Origin of the sequence: Ideonella sp., from assembly GCF_036277275.1 — a bacterium.
GTDB lineage: Bacteria > Pseudomonadota > Gammaproteobacteria > Burkholderiales > Burkholderiaceae_C > Ideonella.
The window spans coordinates 1-19,979 of the sequence record NZ_DASUNH010000069.1; the positions used below are offsets into that span (position 1 = coordinate 1).

The window sequence follows — 19,979 nt, forward strand, 5'->3', positions numbered from 1 at the left end:
CTGCGTGGCGGTCCAAATGACCCAGCCCCTGGGACAAATGCTCCATGTACCGGTCAAACCGTTCGCTTGCGCCCATCGTTCCTCATGCGAAGAATGAAGAGGCGAACATAATGCCACGATTTTATTGACACAGTAAGACTATGGTCTCGATTCGAAACCCTTTGGGTTCAGAACAGCCCAGCAGGCTCGGCCTCGCGGTCCCAGCTGTAGACGATCAACTCGCCCCGTCTCGCCGGCTTGCCGCCGCCGCCCACCGTGTAGTCGATCTCCAGCGACTCCATCTGGAAGCCCTCGAAGCACCGCCGCACGTCCGGGTGGTCGTTGAGGCTGACGATGACCTTGCCCTTGGCTTGCCGCATCTTGGCGGCGAGCAATTCGTACTGCGCCCACTCGAAGCCGACGCCATAGCCTTCGGTCTGCCAGTACGGCGGATCGGCGTAGAACAATGTATGAGGCCGGTCGTAGCGATCGAAGCACCGATCCCAAGGCAGATGCTCAACGTAGGCGCCTGAGAGCCTCAGATGAGCTGCGCTCAAGTTCTCTTCGATGCGCAGCAGGTTGATCGGCGGCGCGGTGGTCGCGGTGCCCCATGTCTGACCGTCGACCTTGCCGCCAAAGGCCTGCTGCTGCAGATAGAAGAACCGCGCGGCGCGCTGGATGTCGGTCAGGGTCTCGGTGGGCGTGGCCTGGGTCCACTTGAACACCTGGCGACTCGACAGCGCCCATTTGAACTGCCGCACGAACTCCTCGAGGTGGTGCTTCACGACCCGGTAGAGGTTGAACAGGTCGGCGTTTACGTCGTTGATCACCTCCACGTCGGCGGGCGGTCTTATGAAGAACAGCGCCGCGCCGCCGGCGAACAGCTCGACGTAGCACGTGTGCGATGGGAATCGATGAAGAAGGGTCTCGGCGAGGCGGCGCTTGCCGCCGATCCACGGGATGATGGGAAGGGCCATTTGGGTACTGCTTGGGGAGAAAAACTCAGGCGCCGGCTTCAGCCGTGCCAGTGGTTGGAAGCTCGTAGGGGAAGAAGCGGATCACCTCTTCGCCGATCCAGTCGTTCAGTGCGCGCAGGCGCTCCTGCAACGGCTGGATTTCGTTGCGACAGAAGACCAGCGTCGCCTTCGCCACGTCACCGAAGCCGCCGGCATTGCTGGGGGTGCCCAGCAGCTGCGGTGGGATGCGGTGCGCGGCCAGCATGTCGTCGCGGCTGACGTTCTTGATGCTGAGGACTCCGAGACAATGACGGGCTCGCTACCTCTGGGGGACAAAGAGGTTCCCGCCGTCGACGGTCCGACTCTGCCGACTGTCACGCGCAAAGCGACGTGAGTATTAGACAGTCGGCAGAGTTTTAGACAGAAATAGCATATTTCCTTTGAAAAACAACAGCTTAGAACACACCCCCATGATGCAGCAGTACCTGCGCATCAAGGCCGAGCACCCGGACACGCTGGTGTTCTACCGCATGGGCGATTTCTACGAGGTGTTCTTCGACGACGCCCGTAAAGCCCACCGTCTGCTCGACATCACACTCACCACCCGCGGCCAGAGCGCGGGTGAGCCGGTGGTGATGGCCGGCGTGCCGGTGCATGCGGTCGAGAATTACCTGGCCCGGTTGTTGAAGCTGGGCGAGTCGGTCGCGGTGGCCGAACAGGTCGGCGACGTCGCCACCGCGAAAGGCCCGGTCGAGCGCAAGGTGGTGCGCGTGGTCACGCCCGGCACGGTGACCGACAGCGAGTTGTTGGACGACCGCGCCGACACGCTGCTGCTGGCCGTCCACCGCCAGCGCAGCACCTATGGCCTGGCCTGGCTCGGCCTTTCCAGCGGCCAACTCGGCCTGGCAGAGTGCGGCGAGCGTGAATTGCCGGGTTGGCTGGCACGGCTGGCACCGGCCGAGATCCTGATCGACCGCGACAGCGTCGACAAATCCCCGTCGCCGGCGCTGCGCCAGGCCAAAAGCACCCTCACCGCCCGCCCCGCGTGGCAGTTCGACACGGGCCTGGGCCAACGCAAGCTGTGCGAACAACTGCGCGTCGCGTCGCTGGCCGGCTTCAACGCCCAGGATCTGGGCCAGGCCCACGCCGCCGCCGCCGCGCTGCTGGCCTATGCCGAGCACACCCAGGGCCGCGCGCTGGCGCACGTCAACACGCTGACCGTGCAACGCGCCAGCGAGCTGCTGGAGCTGCCGCCCGCCACGCATCGCAACCTCGAGCTGACCGAGACCCTGCGCGGCGAGCGCTCGCCGACGCTGCTGTCGCTGCTGGACACCTGCCGCAGCGGCATGGGCAGTCGGGCCCTGCGCCACTGGCTGACGCACCCGGGCCGCGACCGCGCGCAGGCGCATGCCCGCCACGCCGCCATCGCCCAGCTGCTGGCCAGCGGCTTCGACACCCTGCGCGAGGCGCTGCGCTCGGTCAGCGATGTCGAGCGCATCGTCTCGCGCATCGCGTTGCGCCAGGTGCGCCCGCGCGAGCTCGCGGGCCTGCGCATGACGCTGGCCAACCTGCCCTCGCTGCGCAGCGTCGCCCCGCAAGGCACCCAGCTGCTCGACGAATGCCACGCCGCCCTGTCGCCCGACCCGGCGGTGGCTGATCTGCTGACGCGCGCCATCGCCGAGGAGCCGGCCGTGCTGCTGCGCGACGGCGGCGTCATCGCCACCGGCTTCGACGCCGAGCTGGACGAGCTGCGCGCGATCGGCCAGAACTGCGACGCCTTCCTGATCGATCTCGAAACCCGCGAGCGTGCCCGCACCGGCATCGCCAACCTGCGGGTGCAGTTCAACCGCGTGCACGGCTTCTACATCGAGGTCACCGCGTCGGGGCTGGACAAGGTGCCAGCCGATTACCAGCGCCGGCAGACGATGAAGAACGCCGAGCGCTTCATCACGCCAGAGCTGAAGACCTTCGAAGACAAGGCCCTGTCCGCGCAAGACCGCTCGCTGGCGCGCGAGAAATGGTTGTACGAGCAGTTGCTGGAGCAGCTGCAGAACTGGCTCGCACCGCTGGCCGCCCTGGGCCGCGCGCTGGCCACGCTGGACGCGCTCGCTGCGTTGGCCGAGCGCGCCGCCACGCTGGACTGGTGTGCGCCTGAGTTCGTCAACCACCCGTGCATCGAGATCGACGCCGGCCGACACCCGGTCGTGCAGGCGCGATTGGCCGAGACGGGTGGCGCCGAGTTCATCCCCAACGACTGCCGGCTCGACAGCCGCACCCGGTTGCTGGTGATCACCGGCCCCAACATGGGCGGCAAGAGCACCTTCATGCGCCAGGTGGCACTGATCGTGCTGCTGGCCGCGATGGGCTCGTACGTGCCGGCCCGGGCCTGCCGGCTGGGCCCGATCGATGCGATCCACACCCGCATCGGCGCGGCCGACGACCTGGCCAACGCGCAGTCGACCTTCATGATGGAGATGACGGAGGCCGCCGCCATCGTGCATGGGGCGACCGAGCAGTCGCTGGTGCTGATGGACGAGATCGGCCGCGGCACCTCGACCTTCGACGGCCTGGCGCTGGCCTCGGCGATCGCGACGCAACTGCACGACCGCAACAAGGCGTTCACGCTGTTTGCGACCCACTACTTCGAGCTGACCGAGTTCCCGCGCCGCCACGAGCGGGCGCTGAATTTGCACGTCAGCGCCACCGAAAGCGGTGACGACATCGTCTTCCTGCACGCGATCGAGCCGGGCCCCGCGAGCCGCAGCTACGGTGTGCAGGTGGCACGACTGGCCGGCATGCCGCCAGTGCTGATCCGCCAGGCGCGGGCGGCACTGGAGGCGCTCGAAGCACAGTCACGCGAGCGCGATGCGCAGGTCGACCTGTTCGCCGCGCCGCCGGCGGCACCGGCGCCCGCTGCCTCGGCGGTGGACGAGGCACTGGCCCACATCGAACCAGACACGCTGACGCCGCGCGAAGCACTCGAAGCGCTGTATCGGCTCAAACAGTTGCAGGTCAAGAGCAGTGCCTGAACCCGCGCGAAACAGGCCTCAGCGCTGCGACTCACGCACCTGGGTCAGCTGCATCAGCGTCGGCACGGTCTTGCTGGTCTTGTCACTCAGCGCGGCATAGCGGTCGTAGAGCGCGTTCAACTCGTCTGCCAGCTGGTTGGCCTCGGCATCGGTCAGCCACAGGCGAGCCCAGTACTGAATGAAGTCGTCCGGCGGCGCGGGCCGGCCGGGTTTGGGCAGGATCGTCGTGAACAGCCCGGCGGCAGCACCCGTGTTGGCGATGCACAACTCCAGGTCGGGCGCCTGCTTCGCAAGTGAGCGCGCCATGGCCGTGCGCGCCTGGGCTTGCCAGCGCTGCGTGAAATCGTCGAGCACGCCTTCGTAGCTGGACAGCGGCGCTTCCTCCAGGCTGACACGCAGGCGATCGGCCACGCAGCGATAGTGGCTGATGCTGTGTCGGCCGCGCTTTTCAATGCGCACCAGGCGGATCAAGCCCGCGTCCATCAGGCGCCCGATCCAGTAACTCATCGCCGGCTTGCTGATGCCCAGTTGGGCCGCGGCCGAGGCGAGGTCTGCGCTCTGGCCGATGAAGGGCTTGAGGTGCAGGCGCTTCTCGACGTGCCAAAGGATCTCGACCGCCGCTCGGTCGGAGACGACTTGTTCGGCGGCCGGTGTCCACGCCGGCATGCCTTCGAGGCTGTTGTGGTTCAACTTCCCAGGTTCACGGTTCAGTTTCAAGCATGTTATTTGAACGGTCGGCTGCCTAGGCTTCGCGTCCTGACCCGTCTTGGGCGGATTCGAAAACCAAGGAGGTGTATGAACACGAGCCCACACGAACCCCAGTCCGAACGTCACGCCAAGCTGCGTCACCTGCGCGCCCTCGCCGCCGCGGTCGTCTGCGCCGCGACGCTCGTCGCCTGCGGCGGTGGTGGTGGTGGTGGTGGTGGAGATGGTGGACCGACCGGCAATACGCCGCCTCCATCGCCGTCTCCCTCACCGTCGCCACCACCGGCCCTCTCCGGTCGCCTGTGGCACGACAACTACGCGCTCGACTTCCGCGACGGCACGCAGATCGCCTATCCCGGCGAAGGCCTGCCGGTTCAGGTGACGGCCGATGGCTGGGCCCATCCGTGGCCCGACGGCACGCAGTACGCGATGACCGACTGGGACGTCTTCGAAGACCAGAGTTCGCTCAAGGTGCTGGACCTCTCCGGCAACGTGCTGTACAGCGCCACGGCCGAGGGCTATCTGCGCGATGAAATCCCATCGCCCGCCAGCAAGTCGATGATCGCGGCCAGGCTCGGCGAAGACAGCACCACGCCTTCCGACTGGATCTTCGTCGACATGAATTCCATGAGCGTGGTGCGCCAGTTCACCGGCGATGACATCGTCACCTGGCTGCCGGACGGCCGCTACATGCGCATGACCGCTCAAGGTGCGATCAGCATCGGCGCGCTCGACGGCAGCGAAACGCCTTCCGGCCAGTTGACCTTGCCTGCGCACCACAACCTCGTCGACGCGTGGGTGAACCGCCAAGGCACTCGCCTGGCCTTGCAGATCGTCAATGACGTTGAGCCAACCCCCGACAGTGACATCTGGGTCTCCAACCTCGACGGCAGCCAGCTCGAGCGCGTCACCGCCACCAAGATGAGCCACTACGCCCGCTGGTCACCGAACGGCCGCTACTTGGCATTCGACGTCGACACCGGCCACTTCTGTAACGGCATAGGTTGCATGGGCACATGCGAGCTCTGGTACGTGCCTGCCGAGGCTCGCAACGTCACGGCCCTGCCCGCGGCCCGGGACGCATTGAAATTCGAGGTCAGCGACCGCGACGGTGAAAAGCGAGTCCTCGGTTGCGAGCTGATGGCCTGGACCAACTGACGAGCACGTGGGCACTCTCGAAACCGGTGATCAGGGCAATCCGCGCGCCCGCCTGACCCGCGGGCGGCGCGCGGGCCGCCCAGGCCACCGAGAAGCCATCCGACCGTTGGGCCTGTGCAGCAAACCCTTGACAAGTGTGGACAATCGTCTGATCAACGACTCCCGAACTGACGGGTTCTTGCATGACCTACTGTGTCGGTATCCGGCTCAACGCCGGCCTGGTTTTCCTGTCGGATTCACGCACCAACGCGGGCCTGGACGCGATCAGCACCTTCCGCAAGATGATCGTCTACGAGAAGCCCGGCGATCGATTCATGGTGCTGCTCTCGGCCGGCAACCTGAGCATCTCGCAATCGGTGCGCGAGATCCTGCAGGTCGAGAAGCTGCCCCGCGGCGACGGCGAGCCCCTGACCATCTGGAACGCGAAGAGCATGTTCGACGCCACACGCGTGCTCGGCGCCGCGGTGCGCCGCGTGTATGACCAGGACGCGGCGGCGCTGCACAACGCCGGCGTCGACTTCAACTCCAACATGATCTTCGGCGGCCAGATCAAGGGCGAGGCGATGCGGCTGTTCCACATCTACTCGGCCGGCAACTTCATCGAGGCCACGCGCGAGACCTGCTTCTTCCAGATCGGTGAAAGCAAATACGGCAAGCCGATCCTCGACCGGGTGCTGACACCGACCACGCCACTGGAAGAAGCCGCCAAATGTGCGCTGGTGTCGATGGATTCGACCTTGAAATCCAACCTCTCGGTCGGCCTGCCGCTGGACCTGCTGGTCTATGAAGAGGGCAAGCTGCGCAGCGACAACATCGCCGTCATCGACGATCAGAACCCGTACTTTCGGATGATCCGCGGCACCTGGGGCCAGCGGCTGCGCGAAGTCTTCGAGGCGATCGACGACCCGCACTGGGACGGCACCGACACCACCCACCCGTTGCTCGCGCCGTCGGAGCGCTACGAGCCGATGCGCAAGATCGGCCGCCCCGAAGAGAAGATCGTTTGAGCGCCGGGATCTTGCGCGGGCGCCGTGTGCCGCGCTGGGCCTGATGGCGACCGCCGCCTGGCCCGCACGTGCCGCATCGACAGCGCCGCTGCGCGTCGTCATCCCGGCCGTGCACCCCAGCTCGCAAGGACATGCGGGCTGCTTCGTCCAACTGCTGCGACTGGCGTTGGAAAAACCAGATGCCGGAGCTGAAGAACCGCGGCGCGATCAACGTGATGTGGGACGGCACCAACAGGCAGCACGAGGCAGAGCTGCTCAACGCCGGGCGCCGGCGGGTGTTCGAGCTGACGCTGCCGTGATCGCCACCCGCCAATGAAACAGACAGATCCTTCCATGCCGACGACCGCTGCGACAGACGATGCGCGATGCCTGCCGATCGTTTTTTCGCACGCCAACGGCTTTCCGGCCGGCACCTACCGGGTGCTGTTCGAACACTGGCGAAGCGCCGGCCATGCGGTGCATGCCATCGAACGTTTCGGCCATGACCCGAAGTACCCGGTGACCAGCAACTGGCGCGGCCTGCGCGACCAGTTGATCGACTTCATCGACGTCAAGGTGGGCGGCCCGGCCATCCTCGTCGGTCATTCGCTGGGCGGCTTGCTCAGCCTGCTGGCCGCCTGCAAACGACCCGACCTGGCTGCCCGCCTGGTGCTGCTCGACTCGCCGGTGGTCACCGGCTGGCGCGCCCACAGTGTGCAGATGCTCAAGCGAAGCGGGCTGCTGGCGCGCATCTCGCCCGGCAAGGTGTCGCGCCAGCGTCGCCACCAATGGCCCGACCGCGCCGCCGTGCTGGCGCACTTCCAGGCCAAGTCCATCTTCGCGCGCTGGGACGAGCGCGTGCTGGCCGACTATGTCGCGAGCGGCTTCGAGGAACACGACGGGCACGTCGAACTGGCGTTCCACCGCGCTGTCGAGACCCGCATCTACAACACGCTGCCGCATCACCTGGGCAGCGTGCTCAAGCGCCATCCGCCACGGTGCCCGGTGGCGTTCATCGCCGGCACCCAGTCCGTCGAAGCCCGGCAAGGGGGCTTGGCCACCGCCCACGCCTTGGCGAAGGAGCGCTTCCAGTGGATGGAAGGCAGCCACCTGTACCCGATGGAGCGGCCGGACGACACGGCCGCCGCCGTGCTGGCATTGCTGGCCTGAAGCCGATCCGGCTCAGCGCGCCGTCGGCCCGTGCACGATGTAGGCTTGGCGCGGGTCGCCCTCAGGCGGCCCTTCCAGCACCGAGCCGGCTTCCTGCCCAGGCCGCCACAGCACGAATTCGTCGATCTTCTTGGCCAGCGCCAGGTCCCGCTCGGTGATGCCATTGGCGTCGTGCGTCCACAGGCTGACGCCGACCCGTGCATAGTCGACCTGCAACGACGGGTGGTGCCAGGCGGCCTCAGCCAGATGGCCGATCGCATTGACGACCATCAGCGTGGCACGCCAGCCGCTGGTGGTGATTTGCCGCTCGATCGCACCGTCGGCAATGCGCCAATCCGGCAACTCGCGCTTCAGGCGCTCGTCCAGTTGATCCGGCGGCAGGGGGGCGAGGCGACGGTGTGCACGGTTCGAAGTCATGGCGCTCTCCGGCAAGGGGTTCTCCCTGGGGACGGCCACAGAGCGCCCCGGCAGGCCGACCCGTATAATCACGCTTTACCACCACGGCACTCCTGAGCCCGGCCGATCCCCCGGCCCGCCGGAGTGCTTTTTGACATGACCAAGTTCGTCTTCGTCACCGGCGGTGTGGTGTCCTCTCTCGGCAAGGGCATCGCGTCAGCATCACTCGCCGCGATCCTCGAATCGCGCGGCCTCAAAGTCACCCTCATCAAGCTGGATCCATACCTCAACGTGGACCCGGGCACGATGTCGCCCTTCCAGCATGGCGAGGTGTTCGTGACCGACGACGGCGCTGAAACCGACCTCGACCTCGGCCACTACGAGCGCTTCATCACCACCCGGATGAAGCGCAGCAACAACTTCACGACCGGCCAGATCTACAAGACCGTGCTCGAGAAAGAGCGCCGCGGCGACTATCTCGGCAAGACGGTGCAGGTGATCCCGCACGTCACCAACGAGATCCAGGAATACGTCAAGCGTGGCGCCGGCGTCGGCACGCCGGACGCGGTGGATGTGGCCATCGTCGAAATCGGCGGCACGGTCGGCGACATCGAGTCGCTGCCCTTCCTCGAAGCCGTGCGCCAGATGAGCCTGAAGCTGGGCCCCACGCACACCGCCTTCGTCCACCTGACCTACGTGCCGTGGATCGCCGCCGCCGGCGAGTTGAAGACCAAGCCGACCCAGCACACGGTGCAGAAGCTGCGCGAAATCGGTATCCAGCCCGATGCGCTGCTGTGTCGCGCCGACCGGCCGATCCCCGACGACGAGCGCGAGAAGATTTCCCTCTTCACCAACGTGGCCCAGCACGGCGTGATCTCGATGTGGGACGTGGACACCATCTACAAGGTGCCGCGCATGCTGCACGAGCAGGGCCTGGACGAGATGATCTGCATGAAGCTGCAGTCGCTCACCCGCCCTGCCGACCTGCGCCGCTGGGACACGCTGGTGCATGAGGTCGAGCACCCGCGCGGCGAGGTCACGATCGGCATGTGCGGCAAGTACACCGACCTGTCGGACAGCTACAAATCGCTGAACGAAGCGCTGCGCCACGCCGGCCTGCACAACCACGTGCGGGTCAAGATCGAGTACATCGACGCCGAAACGCTGACCGACGGCCAGGCCGACGTGCAATTGGCCAAGGTCGACGCAGTGCTGGTGCCCGGCGGCTTCGGCAAGCGCGGCGTCGAGGGCAAGATCCACGCGGCTCAATTTGCCCGCGAACACGGCGTGCCCTATCTCGGCATCTGCCTGGGCATGCAGGTCGCGACGATCGAGTACGCCCGCCACATGGCTGGCCTCGACGGCGCGAACTCGACCGAGTTCGACCCCGACACCGCACACCCGGTGATCGCGCTGATCGACGAATGGCAAGACCGCGACGGCTCGATCCAGAAGCGCGATGCCAACTCCGACCTCGGCGGCACGATGCGCCTGGGCGCGCAAAGCTCCGATGTGAAGCCCGGCACGCTCGCGCACGAGATCTACGGCCCGGTCGTGACCGAGCGCCACCGCCACCGCTATGAAGCCAACGAGCGTTACCTCGACCGCCTGCAGCAGGCCGGCCTGGTGATCTCGGCCATCACCCAGCGCGAGAAGCTGACCGAGATGGTCGAGCTGCCGCGCGACACCCACCCCTGGTTCGTCGGCGTGCAGTTCCACCCGGAATTCAAGTCGACGCCGTGGGGCGGCCACCCGCTGTTCATCAGCTACATCAAGGCCGCGCTGGCCCACCAGGCCACGCGCAGCAACCAGAAGGCCGCGGCGTAAGCGGCGGAGGACTCCATGAAGCTTTGTGGCTTTGACGTCGGGCTGGACAAGCCCTTCTTCCTGATCGCCGGCCCCTGCGTGGTCGAAAGCGAGCAACTGCAGATGGACGTGGCCGGCCGGCTGAAGGAGATGACCACCAAGCTCGGCATCCCCTTCATCTTCAAGTCCAGCTACGACAAGGCCAACCGCTCCAGCGGCACCTCGTTCCGCGGCCCCGGCATGGAGCGTGGCCTGGAGATCCTGGCCAAGGTCAAGCGCGAGCTGAACGTGCCGGTGCTGACCGACGTGCACAGCGAGGCCGAGATCGCCGAGGTGGCGAAGGTCGTCGACGTGCTGCAGACGCCCGCCTTCCTGTGCCGCCAGACCGATTTCATCCACGCCGTGGCCAAGAGCGGCAAGCCGGTGAACATCAAGAAGGGCCAGTTCCTCGCCCCCGGCGACATGAAGAACGTGATCGACAAGGCCCGCGCCGCCGCACGCGAAGCCGGCCTGTCGGACGACCGCTTCATGGCCTGCGAGCGCGGCGCCAGCTTCGGCTACAACAACCTCGTCTCGGACATGCGCAGCCTCGCGATCATGCGCGAGACGGGCGCGCCGGTCGTCTTCGACGTGACCCACAGCGTGCAGCTGCCGGGCGGCCAGGGCACCAGCTCCGGCGGCCAGCGCGAGTTCGTGCCGGTGCTGGCGCGTGCGGGCGTGGCGGTCGGTGTGTCCGGCCTGTTCATGGAAACCCACCCGGACCCGGCCAATGCCCTGTCCGACGGCCCGAACGCCGTGCCGCTGAAGCACATGGCCGCGCTGCTGGAACAGCTCGTCGCGCTGGACCGCGTGATCAAGAGCAAGCCGCTCTTGGAGAACGATTTTTCCTGCTGACCAAGGAACCGCCCCGATGGCTTACGGCTACCTTCTCGTCACGATGAACATCAGCGACCCCGAGCGCTACAAGCAGTACATGGCCGAAGCGCCGTCTGCGGTGAAGGCCTTCGGCGGCGAGTACCTGGTGCGTGGCGGCAAGCATGAAACGCTCGAAGGCGAATGGAACCCGCACCGCGTCGCCGTGCTGCGCTTTCCCAGCTACGAGAAGGCCAAGGCCTTCTACGACGACGCCCAGTACACCCAGATCCGCCAGAAGCGCAAAGGCGCGACCGAGTACTTCAACATGGTGCTGGTCGAAGGCTTCGAAGGGGTCGTCTGAGGCGTCGTCCAAAACCCGCCCAGACCCGGAACTTGATGCGCGCAGGTAACGGATTTCCGGCATCCTGCCGCCGCGATTTGTTATTGACTTGGAGTGAGACTGAATGAGTGCCATCGTTGACATCGTCGGCCGCGAGATCCTCGACAGCCGCGGCAACCCCACCGTGGAATGCGACGTGCTACTGGAAAGCGGCACGCTGGGCCGTGCGGCCGTGCCGTCGGGCGCGTCCACCGGCTCGCGCGAAGCGATCGAGCTGCGTGACGGCGACAAGAGCCGCTACCTCGGCAAGGGCGTGCTGAAGGCCGTCCAGAACATCAACAACGACATCAGCGAAGCGGTGCTGGGCCTGGATGCCTCCGAGCAGGCCTTCCTCGACAAGACGCTGATCGACCTGGACGGCACCGACAACAAGAGCCGCCTGGGCGCCAACGCGATGCTGGCCGTCTCGATGGCCGTGGCCCGCGCGGCGGCCGAAGAATCGGGCCTGCCGTTGTACCGCTATTTCGGCGGCATGAACGGCGTGCAGCTGCCGGTGCCGATGATGAACGTCATCAACGGCGGCGCGCATGCGAACAACAGCCTGGACCTGCAAGAGTTCATGATCATCCCGGTCGGCGCGCCGAGCTTCCGCGAAGCGCTGCGCTACGGTGCCGAGGTCTTCCACGCGCTGAAGAAGATCATCGACGCCAAGGGCATGAGCACCACCGTCGGCGACGAAGGCGGCTTCGCACCCAACCTGCCCAGCCACGAAGCCGCCATCCAGCTGATCCTCGAAGCGATCGACAAGGCCGGCTACACCGCGGGTTCGCAGATCGCCATCGGCCTGGACTGCGCCGCCAGCGAGTTCTACAAGGACGGCAAGTACCACCTCGAGGGCGAGGGCCTGGTGCTGTCCGCCAACGAGTGGACCGACATCCTGGCGACCTGGGTCGACAAGTACCCGATCATCTCGATCGAAGACGGCATGCACGAAGGCGACTGGGACGGCTGGAAGCACCTGACCGAACGCCTGGGCAAGAAGGTGCAGCTGGTTGGTGACGACCTGTTCGTCACCAACACCAAGATCCTGAAGGAAGGCATCGACAAGGGCATCGCCAACTCGATCCTGATCAAGATCAACCAGATCGGCACGCTGACCGAGACCTTCGCCGCGATCGAAATGGCCAAGCGCGCCGGCTATACCGCCGTGATCAGCCACCGCTCGGGCGAGACCGAAGACTCGACCATCGCCGACATCGCCGTGGGCCTGAACGCCGGCCAGATCAAGACCGGCAGCTTGAGCCGCAGCGACCGCATGGCCAAGTACAACCAGCTGCTGCGCATCGAGGAAGACCTGGGCGACGTCGCGTTCTACCCTGGCCGCGGCGCCTTCTACAACCTCCGTTGAGTCATGGGGCACCCGGCGCCGGACATACCGTCGCCGCCCGCCAAGCGGGCGCTCAGGCCGCTTGGGAGCGGCCCGGCGCAGGCCTGAGCAAGCGGCCCCCTCCCTCGATCACAATCTCCTATGCGTCTGCTGCCCCTTGCCCTCGCCGCGCTGCTGTTGATGGTTCACGCGGAGCTTTGGTTCGGCAAGGGCGGCGTGCCGCACGAAATCGCCCTGCGCAGTGAGCTGAAGCAGCAGCTCGCCGAGAACGCCGAGGCGCGGACCCGCAACGAGCAGTTGGCCGCCGAGGTGGTCGACCTGCGCGAGGGCACCGAAATGGTCGAGGAAAAGGCGCGGCGCGAGCTGGGCATGGTGCGACCGGACGAGTTGCTCGTCGTGGTCGCGAAATGAGGCCCCCACGCCCCTCCCGGGGCTGCCCCCCAAGGGGGCTCGCGCAGCGGACCGGCAAAGCCGGCTCCGCGCACGCCACTTGAAGGGCGGCGACGCTTCGCGCGCCTGAATACGCGCGATTGTGATGAACGAGCTCCTTGATCTGACTTCCCCGTTGCTGGTCGAAGCCTTCACGCTCTGGGGCAGCCCGACCACTTGGCTCGAAGTCGTCGCTTTCGTGCTGTCGCTATGGATGGTCGGCTGCAACATGCGGGTCAACCCACTGGGCTGGCCGCTGGCGATCGTCAGCTCGCTGCTGTATGCGCTGCTGTTCGCCCAGAGCAAACTCTTTGGCGAAGCCAGCCTGCAGCTGTTCTTCGTCGCTGTCTCCGGTTGGGGCTGGTGGCAATGGCTGCGCGGCCGTGGTGATGACGGCACCGAGCTGAAGGTGCATCGCCTCAGCGTGTCGCACAGGGCGCGAGCCGCGCTGCTGACACTGGCTGCCTGGCCCCTGCTCGGCCTGCTCCTGGGGCGCTTCACGACATCGGATGTGCCGTTCTTCGATGCGCTACCCACCGTGGCCAGTGTCACTGGCCAGTTCCTGCTGGGCCGCAAGCTGATCGAGAACTGGCCCGTCTGGCTGGCGGTGAACGTCGTCAGCGTTGGCCTTTTCGCCTACAAGGCGCTGTGGCTCACCGTGATCCTCTACGCCATCTTCGCCGTGCTGTCGGTTGCCGGCTGGCGCGCGTGGGCGCGGCTCGAAGGGCATGCCGATGCCCGGCACTGACGCGCCACCCTGGGTCTTCGCGATCGTCGGTGCAGAAAGCACCGGCAAGAGCACACTCGCCGAAGCGCTCGCAGTGCAGCTCGCGCAGGCCACCGGCTGGCGTTGCACCTGGGTATCCGAGTACCTGCGCGAGTGGTGCGAGCGCGAAGCGCGCACGCCGGCCGCGCACGAGCAAGAAGAGATCGCCGTCGAGCAGGCCCGCCGCATTGAAGCGGCCGTTGCCAACCACGACATCGTGATCGCCGACACGACGCCGCTGATGACGGCCGTCTACCACCATCAGGTCTTCGGTGATGGCTCGATGGACGCGGCCGCGATCGACTGGCAGCGCCGCTGCTCGCTGACGCTGCTCACTGCGCTGGACCTGCCTTGGCAGGCCGATGGCCACCAGCGCGATGGCGCCCATGTCCGCGAGCCGGTCGACGCAAGGCTTCGCACAGCGCTGGTCAGTGCCGGCCTGCCCTTCGTCGTGGTCGGCGGCGTTGGTGACGCGCGCGCCCAAGCGGCGCTGGACGCCGTGGCGCCCTACCTGCGGCGCAGCAAATCACCCATGCCAGGCCTGTTCACCCGCCTGGCCCAGCGCGACGCCGCACAGCCCGAATGGCGTTGGGTCTGCGAGAGCTGCGACGTGCCGGACTGCGAGCACGCGGCGTTGCGCCTCCGTCGTTCCTGATCTGGCCACGCCGCCGGGCGTCGACAAGCCTGTCCTGAGCTTGTCGAAGGACTCAGCCGAACGGGAAACGGCAGCGACCGAGAAATCGTTTGCAGAACGCCCTCACGTCGTCCGTTCGCCCTGAGCCTGTCGAAGGGCTTTCAGCGGCCAATGTTCTCCCTCACACCAACAAGTGCCAAACGTCACATTGCATGCCGCTTGACTGACTTGTTACGTGTACATGCTGAGAACAAGGTCTTCAGGCAACCAAACAGCCTCCTCGACAGCACTCACGGCGCCGGCAAATGCGGTTGCACTGAATTGCAGTTCGCGATGGCCCTCAGCGCCATCGCCCCTGCCGGAGCGAAGCCCCTCACGGGGCCAATGACAAACACTTGAGGAAGGAGATCCCATGAAGTTTCGATTGCGTGCCCTGGCCTTCGTGGCAGGCGCAGTGGGCGTCGCCACTGCGGCCTCGACAACGAACACCGAGCCGATCCAGCCGATCGTTCGAACGCCACCCGCTGACAGCCGAATGGTCGAGCTCGGCAAGAAGCTCTTCTTCGATCCGCGCCTGTCCAAGTCCGGCTTCATCTCGTGCAACTCGTGCCACAACCTGTCCATGGGCGGCACCGACAACGTCCGCTCCTCCATCGGTCACCAATGGGCTCGAGGGCCGATCAACGCGCCGACGGTGCTGAACGCCAGCTTCAACGTCGCCCAGTTCTGGGACGGGCGTGCGGCAGATCTGAAGGCACAGGCCGGTGGACCGATCGCCAACCCGGGCGAGATGGGCTTCTCGCACGAGATGGCGGTCGACGTGCTGCGATCGATCCCGCAGTACGTCGATGAATTCACCCGCGTCTTCAAGAAGGCTCCGCTCGACATCGATCAGGTGACGCTGGCGATCGCCGAATTCGAGAAGACGCTCGTCACGCCGAACTCGCGCTTCGACAAATGGCTCCAGGGCGATGCCAAGGCGCTCACCGCGCAAGAGCTGGCCGGCTACCAGCTGTTCAAGGGCAGCGGCTGCGTGGCCTGCCACAACGGCGCGGCCGTCGGCGGCAACTCGTTCCAGAAGATGGGGCTGGTGGCGCCTTTCAAGAGCGACAGCACCTCGCTCGGCCGCTACGAGGTCACCAAGCAAGAGACCGACAAGCACTTCTTCAAGGTGCCGACGCTGCGCAACGTCGAGCTGACCTACCCGTACTTCCACGACGGCTCGGCCGCGACGCTGCGCGACGCCGTGGACGTGATGGGCAAGGTCCAGCTCGGCCGCAGCTTCAGCGCCGATGAGAACGGCCAGATCGTGGCCTTCCTGAAGACGCTGACAGGCGATCAGCCGAACATCGTCCTGCCGGTGTTGCCGCCTTCGGGCGACAAGACGCCGCGCCCCCAGCCTTTCGAATAGTGCCCCCAAGGTCCGGGCTTCGCCCAGCCCGCCCCCCCGAGGGGGAACAAGAAGCTGGGGAGCGGCCCGTCGCTACTTGACGAGACCGGCGCCGGCTACTGCAGTGAGGCCGACGCCGGCGGCTGATCGCGCCCCGGCGTGAACAGCTCGCCCACGTCGACCGCGTCGAAGTGGTACTGCTGGCCGCAGAAGTCGCAACCGATTTCGATGTTGCCCCGCTCCGCGAGGATGGATTCAGCCTCTTCGCGCCCCAGCCCGTTGAGCATCGCGCGAACGCGTGGGCGCGAGCACGAGCAGGCAAAGCCCGGCGCCAGCGGCTCGAAGCGCAGCACCTGCTCTTCCCAGAACAGGCGCCGCAGGATCGTGTCGGCGTCCAGCGTCAGCAGCTCTTCGGCCGTCAGTGTGGCGGCCAGGTGCGCGATGCGATTGAAGCCTTCCGACTGACCGATCAGGTCTTCGTTGGCCACGTTGATGCCGGACAGGTTGTTCTCACCCTGGATCGGCAGCCGCTGGATCAGCAGCCCGGCGGCCACCTCATCGTTGGCCGCCAGCACCAGCCGCGTGTCCAACTGCTCGGACTGCAGCATGTAGTGCTCCAGCACCTGCGACAGCTGCTGCAGCGGCTCGCGCTGGTCACCATGCAGCGGCACCACGCCCTGGTAGGGCTGCTGGCCGGGCAGGCGGTCTTGCGGGTCCAGCGTGATCGCGCAACGGCCCTTGCCGTGCACGTTCAGCATCGCCTCCAGCCTGGCGCTGTCAGGCACCTCGCCGACCACCTTGGCGGTGGCACGGAAGGTCAGGTCCGACCGCGCCTCGGCCACCGCCAGCTTGACCGGCCCGTCGCCGAAAACCTGCAGGATCAGCGAGCCGTTGAACTTGATGTTGGCCTGCATCAGCGTGGCCGCGGCGGCCATTTCACCCAGCAGCGCACGCACCGGCGGCGGGAAAGGCCCCACCGTCTCGCGCCGCGCCAGCGACTCGCGCCAGCCGTCGGTCAGCCGCACCAGCATGCCGCGCACCGGCAGGCCTTCGAACAGGAACTTGTGCAATTCATCCATGGAGAAACTTCTTCAAAGCTTTTTCAGGTGCAGGCGATGCCGGCGCGCGTTGTCGACATAGTGCGCGGCGCTCATCTTCAGCCGCTCGATCTGCTCGGGTGTCAGCTCGCGCACCACCTTGGCCGGGCTGCCGACGATCAGCACGCCGTCCGGGAATTCCTTGCCCTCGGTGACCAGCGCGCCGGCCCCGACGATGCAGTGCTTGCCGATGCGCGCGCCATTCAGGATCACCGACTGGATGCCGATCAGCGAGCCGTCGCCGACCGTGCAGCCGTGCAGCATCACCTGGTGGCCCACGGTCACATCAGCACCGATCGTCAGCGGGATACCGGCATCGGTGTGCAACACGCTCAGGTCCTGGATGTTGCTGCGCTCGCCAATCGTGATCCAGTCGTTGTCGCCGCGCAGCACCGCGCCGTACCAGACGCTGGCGTCCGCGGCCAGGGCCACCCGCCCGATCACCTGGGCCGACTCAGCCACCCAGGCGCTGTCGTCGATGCGGGGAATGTGGTTGTCGCCCAGTTGGTAGATGGCCATGGTGTTCTCGTCGTTGATCCTCTTGGGCAGGGCGATAATTTTAAGGATGGAAGTCCGAGCGCAGGCGTTGAAGGTCTTGTGCGTCGCCGAGCCCGAATCAAAGGCCCGGTTGACGCGCGAGTTGCTCGAGGCCAGCCGCGCTGGCGCCACGCTCGATGCCGCCGTCATGCTGGCGCCGCCGCCCACCCTGCCCGGCCGCCCGGGGCGGCCGCTGCTGGTGCCGCCGGAACAGGTGCCGCGCCGCACACCCTTCACTCCCGAAGGCCGCGCCGCACTGCTGCACGCCGTCTGCCACATCGAATTCAACGCGATCAACCTGGCGCTGGACGCCGCCTGGCGCTTTGCCGGCATGCCCGAGCGCTTCTACCGCGACTGGCTGCAGGTGGCCGGCGAAGAGGCGCTGCATTTCCAGCTGTTGCGCGGGCACCTGCAGTCGATGGGCCACGACTACGGCGATTTCGAAGCGCACGACGGCCTGTGGAGCATGGCCGAAAAGACCCGCGACGACATCACCGCCCGCATGGCGCTGGTCCCCCGCACCCTCGAAGCCCGCGGCCTCGATGCCACGCCGCCGATGCAGGCCAAGCTGCGCAAGGCCGGCGACCTGCGCGCGGTCGAGATCCTCGACATCATCCTGCGCGACGAAATCGGCCATGTGGCCATCGGCAACCACTGGTACCGCTGGCTCTGCGAACGCGACGGGCTCGACCCGATCGCGAGCTACGCCGAGTTCGCCGCGCGCTACGGCGCGCCACGGTTGAAAGGCCCGTTCAACCTCGACGCCCGCCGCGCTGCCGGCTTCGACGCCGAAGAGATCGCGCGGCTGGACAGCTGACCGTTCAGGCTTCGAAAAAGTAGCGTTTCAAGCCGGCGAGGATCATCTCGACCGCGATCGCGGTCAGCACCAGGCCCATCAGCTTTTCGAGCGCCGAGACCATCGGCGTGCCCAGCAGCTTGCGGATGCGTTCGGCGGAGAGCAGCACGATGCCGCTGATCGCCATCGCCAGGGTCAGCGCGCCGATCCAATGCATGATGCGCTCGGGCTGGCGCGAGGCCAGCAGCAGCACCGTGGCCATCGCCGACGGGCCGGCCAGCAGCGGCACTGCGAGCGGAAAGATCATCGGCTCGCGTTTGCCGTCGGTCGCGTAGATCTCGCCGCCTGACGCAAAAATCATGCGGATCGAGATGATCAGCAGAATCACGCCGCCGGCCACCTCGAGCGAGCGCTCGGACAGGTGCATCAGGCTCAGGAAACCCTGGCCGGTGAACATGAAGGCCAGCAGCACGCCGAACGCGATCGACACCTCGCGCACCGCGACGATCGTGCGCCGCTCGGGCGCCACGCCGCGCAGCACCGAAATGAAGATCGGCAGGCTGCCGAACGGGTCCAGCACCAGCAACAGCAGGACGAACGCGGAGACGAAGGTGTGGTCCATGGCGGGTGATTGTGCCCGGGCCAGGTGCGAATTCAGCCCGGATCAGCCTCGGGGGTGGTGCTTGGCGTGCAGCGCCTTCAGCCGTTCACGGGCCACGTGGGTGTAGATCGTCGTCGTCGATATGTCGGCGTGGCCCAGCAGCATCTGCACCGCGCGCAGGTCGGCGCCGTGGTTCAGCAGGTGCGTGGCGAAGGCGTGGCGCAGCGTGTGCGGCGACAAGGGTGCGGTGATGCCGGCCTGGCGGGCGTATTTCTTGACCAGGATCCAGAACATCTGCCGCGTCATCGGCCCGCCACGGGCGGTGACGAACAGCGCCGGCGACTGCTGGCCGGCCAGGATCTCGGCACGCCCCTCGCGGGCGTAGCGCTCGATCCACGCCGAAGCTTCGTCGCCGAACGGCACCAGACGCTCCTTCGCTCCCTTGCCGGTCACGCGCAGCACGCCGTCCGCCAGGCTCAGCTGGACGCTGGGTAGCGCCACCAGCTCGCTGACACGCAGGCCGCTGGCGTACATCAGCTCCAGCATGCAGCGGTCGCGCAGGCCCAGCGCCGTGGTGTCGTCCGGTGCGCTCAACAAGGCATCGACCTGCGCTTCGCTCAGCGTCTTGGGCACACGCAGCGGCTGTCGGGCACTGCCCAGGCGCAGTGTGGGGTCGGCGCTCAAGTGACGCTCGCGCAGCGCCCAGCGGTAGAAGCGGCGGAACACGGCCAGCCGGCGGTTGGCGGTGGTCGCCCGCGTGGCGGCATGGCGGTCTATCGCGTAGCGGCGCAGTTGCTCTTCGTTGACCTCCACCAGCGTCGCGCCATCGGTCGTGGCCAGCCACTGGGCGAACAGGCTCAGGTCGCGCCGGTACGCGGCCAGCGTGTTGGCGGCCAGACCGTCTTCGACCCACAGCGCCGAGACGAAGGCATCGATCAGCGGGTCGGTCGCGACCGGCTTGG

General features: G+C 66.6%; 20 protein-coding genes and 1 pseudogene. 13 read left to right on the top strand and 8 right to left on the bottom strand.

What is annotated here, in order from left to right:
- Positions 1–167 precede the first annotated feature (167 nt).
- Together VFY73_RS12390 and VFY73_RS12395 are read right to left on the bottom strand one after the other, a co-directional pair.
- Positions 168–956, bottom strand: a complete 789-nt coding sequence (locus tag VFY73_RS12390) for a DNA adenine methylase (protein ID WP_329719102.1) — start codon at positions 954–956, stop codon at positions 168–170.
- A 25-nt stretch (positions 957–981) separates the two neighbouring features.
- Positions 982–1,227, bottom strand: a pseudogene (locus VFY73_RS12395) (Presumed portal vertex protein); the annotation flags it as partial.
- A gap of 178 nt (positions 1,228–1,405) precedes the next feature.
- Here VFY73_RS12395 and mutS point away from each other — a divergent pair.
- Positions 1,406–3,964, top strand: coding sequence for a DNA mismatch repair protein MutS (gene mutS / locus VFY73_RS12400; RefSeq protein ID WP_329719104.1), 2,559 nt, complete (start codon positions 1,406–1,408; stop codon positions 3,962–3,964).
- Between the two features lie 18 nt (positions 3,965–3,982).
- On the opposite strand, the gene VFY73_RS12405 is transcribed toward mutS, so the two are convergent.
- Complete coding sequence (locus VFY73_RS12405) at positions 3,983–4,681, bottom strand: winged helix-turn-helix domain-containing protein (protein WP_329719106.1); 699 nt, start codon at positions 4,679–4,681, stop codon at positions 3,983–3,985.
- 78 nt (positions 4,682–4,759) lie between these two features.
- On the opposite strand from VFY73_RS12405, the gene VFY73_RS12410 reads away from it, so the two are divergent.
- The 3 genes from VFY73_RS12410 (at position 4,760) to VFY73_RS12420 (ending at position 7,983) form a co-directional block, all read left to right on the top strand.
- Positions 4,760–5,827: a hypothetical protein gene (locus VFY73_RS12410; protein WP_329719108.1), complete on the top strand. Its 1,068-nt coding sequence runs from the start codon at positions 4,760–4,762 to the stop codon at positions 5,825–5,827.
- A gap of 182 nt (positions 5,828–6,009) precedes the next feature.
- A complete protein-coding gene (locus VFY73_RS12415; protein WP_329719110.1) occupies positions 6,010–6,834 on the top strand; it encodes a proteasome-type protease in 825 nt (274 codons plus the stop codon).
- Positions 6,835–7,167: 333 nt separating this feature from the next.
- Positions 7,168–7,983, top strand: coding sequence for an alpha/beta hydrolase (locus tag VFY73_RS12420; protein WP_329719112.1), 816 nt, complete (start codon positions 7,168–7,170; stop codon positions 7,981–7,983).
- 12 nt (positions 7,984–7,995) lie between these two features.
- Here VFY73_RS12420 and VFY73_RS12425 read toward each other — a convergent pair whose 3' ends face one another.
- On the bottom strand, positions 7,996–8,400 hold the full coding sequence (locus tag VFY73_RS12425) for a 4a-hydroxytetrahydrobiopterin dehydratase (protein WP_329719113.1): 405 nt from the start codon (positions 8,398–8,400) through the stop codon (positions 7,996–7,998).
- A gap of 135 nt (positions 8,401–8,535) precedes the next feature.
- Here VFY73_RS12425 and VFY73_RS12430 point away from each other — a divergent pair, with 135 nt between their 5' ends.
- From VFY73_RS12430 to VFY73_RS12465, 8 genes are all read left to right on the top strand, one after another.
- Positions 8,536–10,206 carry a CTP synthase gene (locus VFY73_RS12430; RefSeq protein ID WP_329719115.1) on the top strand — a complete coding sequence of 557 codons (1,671 nt, stop codon included), beginning with the start codon at positions 8,536–8,538 and terminating at the stop codon, positions 10,204–10,206.
- A gap of 15 nt (positions 10,207–10,221) precedes the next feature.
- A complete protein-coding gene (gene kdsA / locus VFY73_RS12435) occupies positions 10,222–11,079 on the top strand; it encodes a 3-deoxy-8-phosphooctulonate synthase (protein WP_329719117.1) in 858 nt (285 codons plus the stop codon).
- 16 nt (positions 11,080–11,095) lie between these two features.
- Positions 11,096–11,401 carry a DUF1330 domain-containing protein gene (locus VFY73_RS12440; protein ID WP_329719119.1) on the top strand — a complete coding sequence of 102 codons (306 nt, stop codon included), beginning with the start codon at positions 11,096–11,098 and terminating at the stop codon, positions 11,399–11,401.
- 103 nt (positions 11,402–11,504) lie between these two features.
- Positions 11,505–12,788, top strand: coding sequence for a phosphopyruvate hydratase (gene eno / locus VFY73_RS12445; protein WP_329719121.1), 1,284 nt, complete (start codon positions 11,505–11,507; stop codon positions 12,786–12,788).
- A 120-nt stretch (positions 12,789–12,908) separates the two neighbouring features.
- Entirely contained in the window at positions 12,909–13,178 is a 270-nt protein-coding gene (locus VFY73_RS12450; protein WP_329719123.1) for a septum formation initiator family protein, read from the top strand.
- 124 nt (positions 13,179–13,302) lie between these two features.
- Positions 13,303–13,944, top strand: coding sequence for a nicotinamide riboside transporter PnuC (gene pnuC / locus VFY73_RS12455; RefSeq protein ID WP_329719125.1), 642 nt, complete (start codon positions 13,303–13,305; stop codon positions 13,942–13,944).
- Positions 13,931–14,617, top strand: a complete 687-nt coding sequence (locus VFY73_RS12460) for an ATP-binding protein (RefSeq protein ID WP_329719127.1) — start codon at positions 13,931–13,933, stop codon at positions 14,615–14,617. Before pnuC ends, VFY73_RS12460 begins: the two co-directional genes overlap by 14 nt.
- 391 nt (positions 14,618–15,008) lie before the next feature.
- Positions 15,009–16,007: a cytochrome-c peroxidase gene (locus tag VFY73_RS12465; RefSeq protein WP_329719129.1), complete on the top strand. Its 999-nt coding sequence runs from the start codon at positions 15,009–15,011 to the stop codon at positions 16,005–16,007.
- 95 nt (positions 16,008–16,102) lie between these two features.
- On the opposite strand, the gene VFY73_RS12470 is transcribed toward VFY73_RS12465, so the two are convergent.
- Both VFY73_RS12470 and VFY73_RS12475 read right to left on the bottom strand, forming a co-directional pair.
- Positions 16,103–17,065: an Hsp33 family molecular chaperone HslO gene (locus tag VFY73_RS12470; RefSeq protein ID WP_329719131.1), complete on the bottom strand. Its 963-nt coding sequence runs from the start codon at positions 17,063–17,065 to the stop codon at positions 16,103–16,105.
- Positions 17,066–17,077: 12 nt separating this feature from the next.
- Positions 17,078–17,602, bottom strand: coding sequence for a gamma carbonic anhydrase family protein (locus VFY73_RS12475; protein ID WP_329719133.1), 525 nt, complete (start codon positions 17,600–17,602; stop codon positions 17,078–17,080).
- A 46-nt stretch (positions 17,603–17,648) separates the two neighbouring features.
- Here VFY73_RS12475 and VFY73_RS12480 point away from each other — a divergent pair, with 46 nt between their 5' ends.
- Positions 17,649–18,437, top strand: a complete 789-nt coding sequence (locus VFY73_RS12480) for a ferritin-like domain-containing protein (RefSeq protein ID WP_329719135.1) — start codon at positions 17,649–17,651, stop codon at positions 18,435–18,437.
- Between the two features lie 4 nt (positions 18,438–18,441).
- Here VFY73_RS12480 and VFY73_RS12485 read toward each other — a convergent pair whose 3' ends face one another.
- Positions 18,442–19,038 carry a MarC family protein gene (locus tag VFY73_RS12485; protein WP_329719137.1) on the bottom strand — a complete coding sequence of 199 codons (597 nt, stop codon included), beginning with the start codon at positions 19,036–19,038 and terminating at the stop codon, positions 18,442–18,444.
- 42 nt (positions 19,039–19,080) lie between these two features.
- On the bottom strand, positions 19,081–19,956 hold the full coding sequence (gene xerD, locus VFY73_RS12490) for a site-specific tyrosine recombinase XerD (RefSeq protein WP_329719139.1): 876 nt from the start codon (positions 19,954–19,956) through the stop codon (positions 19,081–19,083).
- Positions 19,957–19,979 lie beyond the last annotated feature (23 nt).